This is a genomic window from Paraburkholderia sp. JHI2823 (assembly GCF_038900695.1).
GTDB classification, from domain to species: domain Bacteria; phylum Pseudomonadota; class Gammaproteobacteria; order Burkholderiales; family Burkholderiaceae; genus Paraburkholderia; species Paraburkholderia mimosarum.
The window spans coordinates 170,263-185,501 of sequence record NZ_JAYMRY010000010.1; the positions used below are offsets into that span (position 1 = coordinate 170,263).

The 15,239-nt window shown below is 64.2% G+C and carries 9 protein-coding genes and 2 pseudogenes; 4 read left to right on the forward strand and 7 right to left on the reverse strand.

The window, feature by feature from the left end:
• Positions 1-2: 2 nt before the first annotated feature.
• Positions 3-1,232 carry an MFS transporter gene (locus VSR34_RS14330; protein WP_028210882.1) on the reverse strand — a complete coding sequence of 410 codons (1,230 nt, stop codon included), beginning with the start codon at positions 1,230-1,232 and terminating at the stop codon, positions 3-5.
• 142 nt (positions 1,233-1,374) lie between these two features.
• Here VSR34_RS14330 and VSR34_RS14335 point away from each other — a divergent pair, with 142 nt between their 5' ends.
• From VSR34_RS14335 to VSR34_RS14350, 4 genes and pseudogenes are all read left to right on the forward strand, one after another.
• Complete coding sequence (locus tag VSR34_RS14335) at positions 1,375-2,295, forward strand: LysR family transcriptional regulator (protein ID WP_028210881.1); 921 nt, start codon at positions 1,375-1,377, stop codon at positions 2,293-2,295.
• 49 nt (positions 2,296-2,344) lie between these two features.
• A pseudogene (locus tag VSR34_RS14340) lies at positions 2,345-2,455 on the forward strand (LysR family transcriptional regulator); the annotation flags it as partial.
• Positions 2,456-2,575: 120 nt separating this feature from the next.
• Positions 2,576-3,604 carry an LLM class oxidoreductase gene (locus VSR34_RS14345; protein WP_342962760.1) on the forward strand — a complete coding sequence of 343 codons (1,029 nt, stop codon included), beginning with the start codon at positions 2,576-2,578 and terminating at the stop codon, positions 3,602-3,604.
• The gene (locus VSR34_RS14350; protein WP_028210879.1) at positions 3,582-3,971 is read left to right on the forward strand and encodes a nuclear transport factor 2 family protein; all 390 of its coding nucleotides are present in this window, start codon (positions 3,582-3,584) and stop codon (positions 3,969-3,971) included. Before VSR34_RS14345 ends, VSR34_RS14350 begins: the two co-directional genes overlap by 23 nt.
• A 46-nt stretch (positions 3,972-4,017) precedes the next feature.
• On the opposite strand, the gene VSR34_RS14355 is transcribed toward VSR34_RS14350, so the two are convergent.
• From VSR34_RS14355 to VSR34_RS14380, 6 genes and pseudogenes are all read right to left on the reverse strand, one after another.
• Complete coding sequence (locus VSR34_RS14355; RefSeq protein ID WP_342962745.1) at positions 4,018-4,965, reverse strand: LysR substrate-binding domain-containing protein; 948 nt, start codon at positions 4,963-4,965, stop codon at positions 4,018-4,020.
• A 263-nt stretch (positions 4,966-5,228) separates the two neighbouring features.
• Positions 5,229-6,329 carry a nitronate monooxygenase gene (locus VSR34_RS14360; RefSeq protein ID WP_342962746.1) on the reverse strand — a complete coding sequence of 367 codons (1,101 nt, stop codon included), beginning with the start codon at positions 6,327-6,329 and terminating at the stop codon, positions 5,229-5,231.
• 29 nt (positions 6,330-6,358) lie between these two features.
• Positions 6,359-7,639, reverse strand: a complete 1,281-nt coding sequence (locus VSR34_RS14365) for an MFS transporter (RefSeq protein ID WP_342962747.1) — start codon at positions 7,637-7,639, stop codon at positions 6,359-6,361.
• Positions 7,636-7,815: pseudogene (locus VSR34_RS14370) on the reverse strand (MFS transporter); the annotation flags it as partial. The gene VSR34_RS14365 and the pseudogene VSR34_RS14370, both read right to left, overlap by 4 nt.
• A 149-nt stretch (positions 7,816-7,964) precedes the next feature.
• A complete protein-coding gene (locus VSR34_RS14375) occupies positions 7,965-9,443 on the reverse strand; it encodes a CoA-acylating methylmalonate-semialdehyde dehydrogenase (RefSeq protein WP_036018439.1) in 1,479 nt (492 codons plus the stop codon).
• Between the two features lie 264 nt (positions 9,444-9,707).
• Positions 9,708-15,218: an AAA family ATPase gene (locus VSR34_RS14380; protein WP_342962748.1), complete on the reverse strand. Its 5,511-nt coding sequence runs from the start codon at positions 15,216-15,218 to the stop codon at positions 9,708-9,710.
• Between the last annotated feature and the right edge of the window lie 21 nt (positions 15,219-15,239).

Below are 15,239 nucleotides of genomic sequence, written 5' to 3' on the forward strand. Positions count from 1 at the left end.
AATCAATCTGCGTTTGATGGGATCCGGCCCGCGGACTCGCGAGGCGCGCCGATCCAGTGGATGGCGGCAGCCACGATCCCAAGTGCGACACCGAAGGCCACGATGCCCGACCAGCCAAAGCGGCTCATGAGCCAGCCGCTGACGGTCGCACCGACTGCGCCGCCGAAAAAGGTGGCCGTCATATAGAGGCTGTTGATGCGCCCTTGCGCTTTCGGATCGACCGAGAAGGCGCGGGTCTGGTTCGAAACAAGACCGGACTGCACGCCGATATCGAGCACGATCACGCCCACGATCAGCAGCGCGAGCGACGTGGCCGCGCCGGAGAGAAGCACGTACGCAAGCGTCGCAATGCCGATACTGGCGCCGATGACCTTGCGGAAGCCCACGCGGTCGGTCGCATTGCCGCCCAGCGAGGCGGCGAATGCACCGGCCGCGCCGATGATGCCGAAGCCGCCCGCCCAAGCGCTGCCGAGATGCCACGGTCCGCTCTTGAGCAGCGCGGCAAGATTGACCCAGAAGGCGTTGAAACAGGCCCACAGCAACGCCTGGATGATCATCGATTCGCGAATCGGACGATTGTCGCGAACGAGCGGCCAGAGCGAAGCGAGCAGACGCCCATACGAAAGATTCGTGGAAGGCACGCCCTTCGGCAGCAGCGCAGCGGCCGCGATGAAGACGGGCACCATGAACGCGGCTTCCGCGCCGTACACCGCGCGCCACCCCCACGCCGCGCCGATCACCCCCGCGATCGTGCGGCCGACCAGGATGCCGATCATGATGCCGCTTACGACGGTGCCGACGTTACGCCCGCGCTCGCCCGGCAGCGACATGACGGCGGCAAACGGAACAAGCTGCTGTGGCACGCAACTCACGATGCCGAGTGCAAACGAGGCCGCGATCAGCGCCCAGATGCCGGGCGCGACCGCCGAGGTCGCCGCAAAAACAAAAGCGAGCGCGATTTGCGTGAGCACGAGCTTGCGCCGGTCGAAGCGATCGCCAAGCGGCAACAGCAGCGCGAGACCGGTCGAGAAGCCGAGCAACGCGGCGCCAGCGACGAAATCGACGGCCGTGATGTTGACCCGCAGACCCGCTGCGATCAGCGGCAGAATCGGTTGGGTGCAGTAAATGTTGGTGATCACTGCTCCTGCGATGATCGCCATCATGACGATCTTGCCGCGCGATGCGACGGCGGGCGTAGCTGCACTTTCTCGGGTGCTGGGTAAGCCGCTCACGACAACCTCCTTATTCGTTGAATTTCTCCGGTCGTTGCAGCGATTTGCCGCGATCCAGATTGAGGTCGAACGTTACGCGCTTGCATTTGCGAAGAGAATCCCCCACGATCAAGATTCATCCTTCCACTATTTGATAGGGTCCATGAATCGCCTCGAAGCCATGGCCATCCTCGTTTCGGTCGCCGACGCGGGCAGCCTCTCGGCTGCGGCGCGGCATCTCGACATGCCGCTCGCCACGGTGAGCCGCAAGGTTGGAGAACTCGAATCGCACCTGAAGACGCGCCTCTTTCACCGCACGACGCGAAAGCTTTCATTGACGGAAGCCGGCGCCGCATATGTGGCCGCCTGCCGGCGCATTCTCGAAGACATCAGCGAAGCCGAGCGCGCCGCAACGGGCGAATACGCCGCGCCCAAAGGCGAACTCGTAGTTACCGCGCCCGTTGCGTTTGGCCGCTTGCACGTGGTGCCGGTGGTGGCGGAATTCCTCGCGCACTATCCGGAGATCGATATCAATCTCCTGCTGACCGATCGCGTCGTTCATCTGATGGATGAACACGCGGACGTCGCGGTCCGCATTGGCGAGCTGCCCGACAGCACGTTGATCGCGACGCGCGTGGGCACGGTGCGCCGGGTCATTTGCGCCAGCCCCGCCTATCTGGCGAAGCACGGCATGCCTGTCGAACCCGCGGACCTCGCCGGCCATCAATGCATTACCTTCGAGGCGCTCGCGTCGCTGCGCGCATGGTCTTTTGGCTCCGGCAAGTCGGAGCAGTCGGTGCCCGTTCATTCGCGGCTTGCCGTGAACACGGCGGACGCCGCCATCGAAGCCGCGATCCTTGGCGTGGGTTTGATACGCGTGCTGTCCTACCAGGTCGCACGCGCCGTTCGCGCCAACGAGCTGCGCGTCGTGCTCGACACATTTGAAGCCGCGCCGCTGCCCGTCAATCTCGTGCATGCAGGGCAAGCGCCCCTGCCGCTAAAGCTGCGCGCGTTCCTCGACTTCGCATCGCCGCGCCTGCGCGAGCGCACCGTGGGCGAACTGGTCAACGCCGAGAGCGCATGACGGCCTGAGGCGCCCGCAAAGGCGCTTGGCGCTCGCGCCGGAAGATAATCCGTTACCGATCCATCTCGTCCATGCCGGCCAGACGCCGCTCCCGCTCAAGCTGCGCGCGTTTCTCGACTTCATGTCACCGCGCCTCAAAGCGCGCCTGTCCGCCGTTTGAATTCCCCGCGTTATTGAGCGCGAGTATCAACTGTTATTCATCGCAGGTGGTTTTTGTCAGCGCCGTTCGTGCGTACGCTTGGCTTGCAAATGGGAAAACGCAAGGCGAAACGCAATGGATATGTCAGCAATCACCGCCATGAAGACTGCAGCGCCCGCCGAACATGTGTTTTCGGAGCAGCCCGCGTGGCGGCGCGTGTTTCGCGAGGGCGCGCTCACGGTCGGCCTCATCCTGCCGCTCGAAACCCACCCGGACTCGCCCGTCCCGACCATGCGCAACCACGTCGCCATGGCGCAGCGCGCCGAGTCGATGGGCGTGGCCGCGCTGTGGATGCGCGACATCCCGTTCTACGATCCCGCGTACGGCGATGCGGGCCAGATCTTTGAACCGCTGGTATATATCGCCAGCCTCGCGGCCGTGACGAGCGAAATCGCGCTCGGCACGACAGGCATCGTCCTGCCGATGCGCGAGCCGCTTTTGCTGGCCAAGCAGGTGAATTCGCTCGACCAGTTGACGAATGGAAGGCTCCTGTTAGGAATGTCTTCTGGCGATAGACCCTCCGAGTACCCCGTCTTCGGCATCGACTTCGATACGCGCGGCGAGCGGTTTCGCGACGCGTTCCAGACCTACCGCACAGTCAGCGAGCAGACCTTTCCCGTGTTCTCCTCACCCCGCTTCGGCAAATCGGACGGCAGGCTCGACATGCTGCCCAAGCCGCCTTATGGGCGCACCCCAGCCATTGCAGTTGGCCGTGCGCAGCAAACTCTCGAATGGATCGCGGCGCACATGGACGGCTACCTCGGCTTCGTGCCCGGCCCCGCCGAGCTCGATGCTTTCGTGCGCAGCTGGAAAGACGAGGTCGCCCAGTCGATGGGCCGCGACGCCTTTAAGCCTGTTGCCTTTGGCGGCTACCTCTATCTGCACCCGCGGTCCGACTACCCGTTTCGCGGCATCAAGGGCGGCTTCGCCATCGGCAGCCGGTCGCTCAGGCTTTATCTCGAGCAGGCGCGCGACGCGGGCGTGAGTCACGTCGCGCTGAATCCAAAGGTCACGCCGCGCCCGTACGCCGACGTACTCGACGAGTTGCACAGCGAAGTGCTGCCGTACTTTAGCCCGGAGGTTATTCATGCAACACGCGAACCTACGTGAAGCGCTCAATGCGCACTGGCAGGCGTCCGCAGCCGGCAATCTCGACGCCGAGCACGACATCTACGCCGACGACGCCATCTGCGACTACCCCCAATCGGGCGAACGCATTCTCGGGCGCAGGAATCTGCAGGCCCTGCGCGGACATCATCCCGGCAAGCCGTCGGGTTTCGAAGTCAGACGCATGCATGGCGAAGGCAATCTGTGGGTGACCGAATACACCATCGCTTACCAGGGGCGGTCTTCTTTCACCGTGAGCATCATGGAATTCCGGGACGGCAAGGTCGTTCACGAGACACAATATTTTTCGGATTCCTTTGAAGCACCCGCCTGGCGCAGCCAATGGGTTCAGAAGATCACGACCAGTTAGCGACCAACGGGAAGGCTATTGCATTGGTCGTGCTCGTAGGAGCCCCTCACCGCGCTCGCTTCGCGCGCGGCGCAACCGCAGGCGCCGCCAGCTGCTCCACCAGAAAATCCACGAACGCCCGTACGCGCGACGTCAAATAACGTGCGTGCGGATACAGCAGGATGAACGGCCGGGTACGCCCCCCCTCCTCGCGCAACACCTCCACGAGCCTGCCTTCGCGCAGATCATCGGCCACCACGAAGCGATACGTCTGGAACAGCCCCGCCCCCGCACGCGCGAGCGTCACGCCGGCGAGCGCGTCGCCCGAAGTGCCGTAACTTCCGCTCGTGATCACATCGCTATCTTCACTGGCATTGCCGGCGAAGGTCCACGCAAGGTGACGCCCACTACTTGGCAGTTCGAATTGTATGCATTCGAGCGACCGCAGATCCGCCACGGTCCTGGGCACGCCCGCGCGCTTCAGATAAGCGGGCGCGGCCACCACCACCATCTCCGCGTCTTCCAGCTTGCGCGCGACCAGGTTCGAATCGGCGGGCGCGCGCCCGCGAATCGCCAGGTCGAAGCCTTCGTCGGCAAAGTCGATGTTGCGGTTGCTCAGATGCGTGTCGACCCGCACCTCGGGATAGCGCTCGCGAAATGCCGGCAAGAGCGGCAGCACGCGATAGTGTCCATAGGGCGTGGGCATGCTGATGCGCAGCACGCCAGCCGGCGTGGTCTGCTCGCCCGTGACTTCGCGCTCGGCGTCCACGAGTTGCGAGAGCGCCTGGCGGCACTGCTCGAAGTAGCGCCGCCCCGCATCGGTCAGGCGGATCTGGCGCGTCGTGCGCACGAACAGGCGCACGCCGAGCCGCTCTTCGAGCCGCGCCACGGAGCGGCTCACCGCAGCGGGCGTGACGCTCGCGGCATTGGCCGCCAGCGTGAAGCTGCCCAGCTCCGCCGCCTGGCAAAACAGTTCAATGCTGCCCAGCTGCAGATCATCGAATTTGCGTTGCATGCCCGCTCTCTCCTGCTTGCTTCTGTTTGCTCTTGTTGTTTTCGCTGTATCCGGAAGGTTCCAATATGAGGCGAATGCTCATTACCATTGGAGGAGAACCTCGTGTCGGTCCAACAAAAACTTGCCTGATCCCGGTCTCGCCTTGCCCGCTGTCGCGCAGATTGTGACTGCCTGAATGCGTGTTAATCGCCACGCAACGGAACATCGGCACACGCATCCGTCGCGTGTGCCGAAGTTATTTCAGCGTGCGGGCGTTACCCCGCTCAAGCCCACACCGACTGCAACCTTGCGATGCTCTCGCGCGTCTCGCGCTCCAGTTGCGCCACCAGCTCGGCGGCGGGCAGCGCTCGCGCGAGCGGTGCGGCCTGCCCCGCCCATTGCGCGCCATAGCCGAATTCGCCTTTGGCCTTCGCGGCCGCATTGAGCGACTTCCCCGCATCGTAGGTGATCGGATACGACGGAATGCGCGGGGCGTTCGGATCCTCGCCTAGCGCCGTGAAACGGTTGACGAGGCTGCGCGCCACGCGCCCCGAGATAGCCGCGGTGAAGGTGGTGTGGCGCGCCGCGTCGCCGAGCAGGGCGGCGCGGTAGCCTTCGTCGGCGGCGGACTCCGGGCAGGCCACGAACGCCGTGCCCAGTTGCGCCGCCTGCGCGCCCAGCGCGAGCGCGGCGGCGATGCCCGCGCCGTCCATGATGCCGCCCGCCGCGATCACGGGCACATCGAATTCGCTCACCAGAAGGCGCGTGAGCGCGAAGGTGCCGAGGCCATCGTCGCGCGCCTGCTGATCGAACACACCGCGATGGCCGCCCGCCTCGACGCCCTGCGCGACGATCGCATCCACACCCGCCTCGACCGCCGCGGCGGCTTCGTCGAGATTCGTTGCGCTCGCAAGCAAACGGATGCCCGCGTGCTTGAGTTCGGCGGTCACCGCATCGGGCGGCAGGCCGAAATGAAAGCTCACGATCGCCGGCTTTTCTTGCAGCAGCATGCCCTGCATGGCCTTGTCCTCGACGAAGCTCGTGTAGATCTCGGTAAGCGACCGTGGCGGCGTCGCGCCGTAATGCCGGAACACCGGCGCGAGCCAGTCGAGCCACGCACGCTCCACGGCCGCGTCGGGCGTGGCCGGGCGATGGCAGAACACATTGACGTTGAACGGTTTCGCCGTCAGCTCGCGCGTTTGATGAATGGCCTTGCGCGCGTTCTCCGCGCTCATCGCGGCCACGCCCAGCGAGCCGAGCGCACCGGCGTTCGACACGGCGGCGGCCAGCGCCGGCGTGGTGGTGCCCGCCATGGGCGCCTGAATGATCGGCTTCTGAATGCCGAGCGAGCGCAGCAATGCCCGGTCGTTCGCTTGAGTGCTCATGTTGCGTTCCCTCCGGATGCGTTCCAGTTTCAAGCGTGTGCGCGACGCTGGGCCCAGCGCGCGAGTCCACCGCATGCGACCAGCAGCGCGCCGGTCGCGAAGAACACGGCGTGCAGGCCGAAGTGAACGCCGATCACGCCGCCGATCACGGGGCCCACCACCTGCCCGCTGAATTGCGCCGACTGCAGATAACCGAGCATGCGGCCCGTTTTGCTTTCGTCTACCGACTGCCGCGCGAGCTTGCCGATGGAAGGTAAGAGCCCCGCGAGTGTCATGCCCATCACCACGCGCAGGACCGCGAGCTGCCACCACTGCGTAACGAAGGCTTGCGGCACCATCGCAAGCCCCGTGAGCACGAGGCAGGCGACGATCACGCGCCAGCTCCCGAAGCGGTCGGCCAGTGCGCCCAGGCGCGCCGCCGTGAGCATGCTGCCAAGCGCCGAGCATGCCATGACCACGCCCGCCACGCGCGCGAGATGCGCCGCGCCCACGCCCAGACTGCCGATATAAACCGTGACGACGGGCTCGATCGACATGTTGGCGAGCAGCACCATCATCGCGGTCAAGAGCAGCGCGGCCACCACCGCATAGTCGGGCCGGCGCGTGCTACTGCCCGAACCGGCCGTGGCGTTGCCTGCGTGCGGTTTCGCGTCGCTTTCCGGATGAAACTCTTCCTTCACCACGAAGATGGTCAGCAGCGCCGCCACGGCGATCATCGCGCCACCCGCGAAAAACGTGCCGCGAATGCCGATCCAGCCGGGCAGCACGCCGCCCACCAGCGGGCCGATGAGATTGCCCGCGAGCGCTCCGGTCGAAAGTATGCCGAGCGCCCAGCCGGCGCGCTCGCGCGGCGCCTGGGTGCCGACCATCACCGTGGAAGCCGACGCGTAGCCACCTACGAGGCCGGCGATCAGACGCAGCGCGACGAGCTCGTGCACATTGTGCGCCACGCCGATCAACGACATCACCACGGCCATGCCGATGGCCGCGCGCACGAGCATGGGCTTGCGCCCATAACGATCCGCAAGGCGCCCCCAGAGCGGCGCGGTGAGCGCCGTGCCGAGAAAGGTCGCGCCAAACGCGATGCCCGACCACTGAATGACGGCCGATTGCGAGGTCACGCCGAGCTGCCGCACATAGAGCGGCAGGAACGGCAGCAGCATGCTGAGGCTCACGAGCGTCGTGAACGAGCCGATCACGCACACGACGAGGTTGCGCCGCCAGTACTGGACGTTGCGCTCGGCGTAGCCGCGCGGCTGCGGCCTCGTCTGCCGTAGCGCAGCCGCCGGGGAAGATACGGTGGTATTCACTTGGCCCTCAACGCGGAGAAGAGATCGACAAAGAGCGCGAGCACGAGCGCCGCGGCGCCGATCGCGAACAGCACGAGGTAATTGCCGCCGCTCGACGAGAACACGAACGACAGGCCGTAGGCCGCAACCGCCTGCATCACGGCGAAGCTCGTCGTGGCGCGGGTCCACGCGTTCTTCACCGATTCGGTCCATTGCGTGTTTCCGGCGTGGTGGTGGCTTTGTTCTGTGAACCCCGCGTCGATATTAGCGGTTTATTGCCTGCGCCATGGCGTCGCGCTGATAGCCGGCCAAACCCGCGCCGGCTATCCTGGAGCGCACGGCGAATTCACGCGTCGGGCCAGCGCTGCGTCACGCTCTTGTAGCGCGTGTAGAAGCGCACCGCTTCCTCGCCATATGCATGATGATCGCCGAACAGCGAACGCTTCCAGCCCCCGAACGAATGCCACGCCGACGGCACCGGACTCGGCACGTTGATGCCCACCATGCCGATTTGAATCTGCCGGGTAAACGTACGTGCTGCCGCGCCATCGGCCGTGAACAGCGTGACGCAATTGCCCAGTTCATGCGCATTGACGAGTTCAATCGCACTGGCGAGATCCGGCACGCGCACCACAGAAAGCACCGGCCCGAAAATCTCTTCCCGGTAGATCTTCATATCCGGCTGCACGCCGTCGAAGAGCGAGCCGCCGAGGAAGAAGCCCTCTTCGTGCCCCGCCACGGTATGACCACGCCCGTCCACCACGAGCTTCGCGCCAGCGGCGACACCCGCGTCGATATAACCCAGCACCTTGGTGCGATGCGCGGCGCTGATGAGAGGCCCCATATCCAGATCTGGCTGCATACCCGCACCGATGCGCAGCGCGCGCACGCGCGGCGCGAGACGCTCGATCAACTCATCGCCAATGCTCCCCACCGCCACCGCCACCGAAGTCGCCATGCAGCGTTCGCCCGCCGAGCCGTATGCCGAATTGATCAGCGCATCGACGGCCTGATCGAGATTCGCGTCGGGCAAGACGACGAGATGATTCTTCGCACTGCCCAACGCCTGCACACGCTTGCCGCGTTTGGCGCCCTCTGCGTAGATATATTCGGCCACCGGCGTGGAGGCGACGACGGACATCGCGGCCACGTCGGGATGCTGAATCAGCGCATCGACGGTGCCCTTGTCGCCGTTCACCACGTTGAAGACACCTTTGGGAAAGCCCGCCTCGACAAAGAGTTCCGCCAGCCGGATCGACGACGACGGCGTGCGCTCCGAAGGCTTGAGGATGAACGTGTTGCCGGTCGCGGCAGCCATGACGAACATCCAGCATGGCACCACCACCGGGAAATTGAACGGTGTGACGCCGGCAATCACGCCCAGGGGCTGGCGCAGATTCCAGCTGTCGACGCCGCTGCTGCTTTGATCGGTGAAACCGGTCTTGAGCAGGTTCGGAATCCCGCACGCGAATTCGACGATTTCGATACCGCGCATGACCTCGCCCTTTGCGTCCGAAAAAAGCTTGCCATGATCGAGCGTAATGAGTTCGGCAATGTCGTCGAGGTGCGCCTCGAGCAGTTCCTTGAACTTGAACATCAAGCGCGCGCGCTTGAGGGGTGGGGTGTCGCTCCACGCCGGGAATGCAGCCTTGGCAGCCGCCACGGCTGCGGCAACCTGATCGGCGTTAGCAACCGGTACGCGTGCAGTAATACGGCCCTGCGCCGGATCGTACACGTCGTTGAATCGCCCGCTCGTTCCAGCGGCGCTTTGACCGTCGATGAAATGATTCAGTTGGCGCACCGCGCCCTGGTTTGCTTCGCTCATACGTCCTTCCTTTAAGGGGATTTGGGCGCTGCCCGCGGATAGAAGAGAGTCCGCATTGCAGCGCGCATCAAGTCAAGTGGCCGGGCATCTCCATGACTCCCCGCCAGGACCGGCAGTCATTGGCCGCCGACGAGAACAGTCTACGTATTACGGCTCCCGGCTGATGGGCTAGCTGCGCCGGTTTGGGGACATTCCGGGCTCATTTCCGGCCATCGCGGCAAAGCGGAAGTCGCCGCGATCTGAAGGGTCGAATGGGACGCAGCGCTAAATGCGCGCTGGCAACGAAGCTTGACGTTGTGCGGGGAGCGTGAAATGGAAGCTGGCGCCGACAGGGACGTTTGCCGTCACCCATAACTGCCCGCCGTGGCTTTGCACGATCGAGCGGCAGATGGGCAACCCCATGCCGAGACCATCGGGCTTGGTAGTGAAAAAGGCCTCGAATATGCACTCGAGGTAGCCGGCGGCGAGTCCCGGCCCGGAATCCTGCACGGTAATGCAAAGCTCGGTATCGTCGGTCCTGCCCGTCCGGATCAGCAGCTTGCGCTTGCCGGCTTTCATGTCGCTCATCGCTTCGAGGGCGTTGATCATCAGATTGAGCATGACCTGCTGCAGTTGCACCCGGTCGCCCTGAACGCGCGGTAACCCCTCCGCAAGCTCCACCGTGAGTTCGACACCGGACTTGCTGGCTTCGCCGCGCATGAGCGCGATCAGCTCCCGAATCATGTCGTTGACATCGAGCCCGTCTGTACGCAGCGGCTCTTTTTTGAAGTAGGCGCGGGTCCTGTCGACAATGCCATTGGCGCGGTCGCTATCCGCGACGATCCTGGTGAGTGCGAGACGCGCTTCGTCGAAGTTTGGCGGGCAGAGCGCGAGCCAGCGCAAGGCGGCGCTCGCGTACGCTGCGATGGCGGTGATCGGCTGCTTCACTTCGTGGGCGATTGACGCCGATAGCTGCCCCATCGTCGCCACGCGGTTCGAATGCGCCAGCACCGTCTGGAGTTCACGGTAGCGTCGCTCGCTGTCGCGCACATCCTGTTGCGCGCGCTTCTGCTCAGTCAGGTCGAGTATGAACGCGACGCCCTGCCCCTCACGGTCGCCGAATGCCGCCGCGCCGACCATGACGGACACGCGGCTGCCGTCCTTGCGAACATATTCCTTCTCGAACGGTTTGGCGCTTCCAGTGGCCTGCAATTCGGCTTTCACACGTTCGTCGCGCTCATGCCATTCCGGCGGCGTCAGGTCGGGCCAGCGAATCTGCCCCGAACGGAGATCTTCGCGGGTGTAACCCACGATGCGCAGAAACGCATCGTTGGCCTCGACGACATTGCCTTCGAAGTCCCATATGTGGATGCCGATGATATTGGAGTCCACGAGGCGCCGCACCTTTGCTTCGCGTTCCTGAAGATCGGCATACAGACGGGTATTCTCCAGAGAAATGGCGGCCTGGGACGCTAGCAAATCGAGCAGTGCCGAGCGGCGCGCGGTGAACACGTGCGAGGTCTCAGTGTTCTCCAGGTACAGCAATCCATTGAGCTTTCCCTGCCTGACGAGCGGCAGGCAGAACACGGACCGCGTGGCGCCGCTCGCCAGATACTCGTCTTCGGGAAAGAGATTCGATGTCATCGCATCGTCGATGATGACGCGCTTGCCCGTATGTATGACATAACGCAGCAGCGCGGCGGGGGTGGCCGAGCCGGTGTCCGGCAAACGCTTCACCTCGATCCCGTTGCCGTCGATACGCGCCTCCGCCTCGATGCGGTAGCCGTCCGGCGGCTCGGGTGCGATCAGCAGACCACGGTCTGCGCCCGCGGTTTCCAGCGCGATCGTCATCAGGCGGTCGATCAGGCGCTTCAGTTCGATCTCGCTGGAGAGCGCGTGAGAGGCCTTGAGTAGCGTTTCTGCGTCGAACTGGCGCCAATCGAAGCTGTGCGTCGACGTCAGCATGCTCCCTTCCAGATCGGCGAGGCGCGGAAATTCGCTGTCGAGCTGCATGATCTTGCTTTGCGCGCCCCAGGCAGCGAAGCACCGGCGCGCATTACGCAAATGGCCTTCGGCGCTCGTCGCAAGGCCGATGCGCAAATAGAAGCGGCCAGCCAGTTCGCTGGCGATGCCTTCGTGATGCGCAAAGCCGTTCTCGCGGGCCGAGCGAATGGCTTCCTCGTACAGACGCATGGCGTCGAGCTCTCGTCCCTCCAGACGCGCGAGTTCTGCCCCGAGCAATGCGTGGCGGTTCTGATAGTTCTCGGGACAGTGTGCCGCCCACATTTCAAATTTCTCGACAGTCTCTGCGAGCATCCGTTTGTGGATTTCCTGCTGCTCGGGAGATGACCCAGGATAAAGTGCCGTCAACGTGAGCATGTGAAAAAAATGAAAGGTCGGTTCAATCGCCAGCGCCATCACCGAACTCAGCACTGCCTGCGCCTGCTGCACCGCCGCCAGCGCGTCGAAATAGCGGCCATCGAGAAACGCGAGGATGACCTTGATGATTCGATACACGCCAATGGCGCAACCGAAATTCGACTTGACGATCGCCTCGAAACAGGCGGTTTCGTCGAACGTCTCGTCATTCAAGTCGAACGGTTTGGGCGTCTCGCCGCGCAGGCTGATAACGCATTGCCGTTCGACCCGAATCAGTTCGTAGACCGCGTCGTTGTGGTTCTGTCGCATGAGCGCCGCGTACTTTTCGGCTAACGCCTGCACGTCTTCGAGCGCGGCCCCGCTCTCGAGCGACTGCCAGACGGCATTGAACGCCACGTTGCCCGCAAAAACAAAATCGCCCACCTCCATGCACTCGGCTGTCGCCCGCTCCAGCACCGGGAGGTTTGCGGCGATATGGCGTCGCCAAAAGTTGACGTGGGCGCCATACAGATGAAGCAGCTTGCCATTCAGGTGCCGACTACCGAATTTCTCGTTGAGCTTCAGTGACATCTCCGACACTTCAACCGCCGTGGGAATATCGCCGATCAGCGAAACCAGCATGAGCGCGTAATTGCCGAACGCAAAACTCGAGTTTTCGGTCATGCCGTGCTGCAAGGAGAGATTGACCGCCTCGAGCGTGATGAGCGGATAAAACGCGGGCCGCGCGGCAAACGCGCAGTTCATCGCCTGAAGGAGCAGATTGACGATCGCGTGGATCGCGGGGTCCGTCGCCACCGGCGCCTCGACGAGCTCGCCGATGGGGCGGCCCGCTTGATTGACGTGGACGTCGCGCAGGGCGGCATCGAACGCCGCTCGGATGTCCTCATCGGTCTCGGGAAAACGGATATCGAAGCCGCGCAGGGCAATGAGCGCGACCGCGAAGCTTTCGTCATATCTTCCGGCAAGCTGATATAACTCGATGCGCAAGCTGTAGACCGTGGCGCGATCGAGACTGGAGTGGGCTCGCGCGAGCATCATGTCCGCCAGGGCATCCGCTTTTGCAAAATCGCCCACCAGATATTCGCACTCCGAAAGCGCGAGAAAGAGTTCGAACGTGCTCTCGTAACGCAGCGTCCACGCATCGGGCGACAGCAACGCCACGCCTTGCGCCAGATAGCCGCGCGCGGCCACGTAGGCCGTCGAGCCCATGGCCCGCCTTCCCGCGACGAGGTTCAGGGCAACGGCCTGCTCACGCTCCGTTGCGTCCGCGATCAGCGCCGCGCCGCGATTGAGATGGTTCACGATGTCGAAAATCGCAGCTTCGAGCGCGTCTGGCGGCGTGCGCGACACGAGTGCCCGCCCGATGCGCAGGTGCGCGGCAGCTCGCTCGTCAGCGGGAATCAGCGCGTACGCTGCCTCCTGCACGCGATCGTGTGCGAATTCGTAGACCTTGGCGTCGCGAAAGACCAGGCCTGTCCGCACGGCTTCCCACAGATCCGCGTGCATCTTCTCTTCGGAGCCGCCCTGAACCCAGGTCAGCGCGGCGACTTCGGCAACGTTGCCAAGACACGCCAGTTGACCCAGCGCGTCGCACACCGCGGGCGGCAACCGGCGCAACCTTGCCGCCATCAGATCAGCGACATTCTCGGTGTAGCCCTTCGCGCGAATGCGCGGCAGGTCCCAGACCCACTTCGTGGCGCGCGGGTCGAACGTGAGCAGATTTTCATCGGCGAGCGCGGTCAGAAACTGGATCGTGAAGAACGGATTACCGCCGCTTTTCTCATGCACCAGTTGCGCGAGCGGGGCGGCGCTCGCACGGCCACAGTGCAGCGCATCCGCCACGAGTTGCGTCACGCTGTCCTTCGTGAGCGGCGCAAGCTCGAATCGCCGTACTTTGCCTTCGGCGCGGACAATCGATTCGCGCGTGCGTGCAAACGGGTGCGTAGCGTCAACCTCATTGTCCCGATAGGCGCCCACCAGCAGAAGGTGCCTGACGTCAGGATGCGTGGCGAGATGCGCGAGCAGATCGAGCGTCGCCGTATCCACCCACTGCAGATCGTCGATAAACAAGGCGAGCGGATGCTCCGGCCGCGCAAACACACCGAGAAAGCGTCGAAATACGATCTGAAAGCGATTCTGCGCGTCTTGTGGAGGCAGCATCGGCGCAGCCGGCTGCTCGCCGATAATCAGCGCAAGCTCAGGAATCAGGTTGACGATGAGCTGCCCGTTGGACCCGAGTGCTTCCATCAACGCGTGCCGCCACGGCTCGATCTCGGCTTCCCGCATGCTCAGCAGATTGCGCACGAGGGTCTGGAAAGCTTGCGCAAATGGGACGTACGGAATGCCGCGCCGGTACTGGTCGAACTTGCCGGAAGCGAAGAGACCGCGCGGCGGCACCAGCACCCTATGCAACTCGTTCACGACCGACGATTTGCCGATGCCCGGATAGCCCGAGATCAGCACCAGTTCGACCGACCCGCTGTGCACCACGCGGTCGAACGCGCTGGTCAGTGCTTCGATTTGCGCCTCGCGCCCGTACAGCTTCTCCGGAATCAGCAACCGGTCGGACGCGTCGTGCTCCCCCAGCGGGAAGGCGTCGATGCGATGGTGCGTTTCCCATGCCGCGAGGCAAGAACGCAGATCGGCCTCGAGTCCCGCCGCAGTTTGATAGCGGTCCTCGGCGGCCTTCGCGAGCAGTTTCAGCACGATGCCCTCGAGCGCCGGCGGAATCGCGTCACGGCGCGCCCGGGGCGGCGTGGGCTTGCGCGCGATATGGCAATGAATCCACTCCATCGCGTCCGAGGCATGGAACGGCAGCGCCCCTGTGAGCATCTCGTACAGCGTCACACCGAACGAATAGAGATCGCTGCGCGTATCAATCGAACGGTTCATGCGGCCGGTCTGCTCGGGCGCCATGTACGCAAAGCTGCCCGCAACGATCTCGGGCGGCGCGGGCGGCTGATGTTCGTGCGGCAGTTGCGTAGCGATGCCGAAGCCCGTAAGCCGCACGTTGCCGCTGCTGTCGACGAGCACGTTCGCTGGCTTGATGTCCTTGTGAACGAGACCGCAACGATGCACGTGACCGACCACCTTCGCCAGATTGACGGCAATGCGCAACAGGCGCGTGAGTTCGAACGGGACGGCAAGCGTTCGATCGAGGGGTTCGCCGCCGTCGTCGTCGAGCACGAGCATGGGCGGCTCTCTGTGCCGGTAGAGCGCAAGCGGCCGCGCCGCCCAGCTGGAATCGAGCAGCGCGGCGAGCCCGTATTCGCGCTCGAGTCGCTTCACGCCCACCGCGTCCGCCCGCGTGGCGACCAGCGCGAGCACCGAAACTGGAAGGCTGCGTTTGCGCGCGCGATACAGTGAAAAATCGCCGTCGTCGCGCAGCGGCTCAAGCTCATATCCAGCGAGATCCACGACGGACGCTCCTGTCATGAT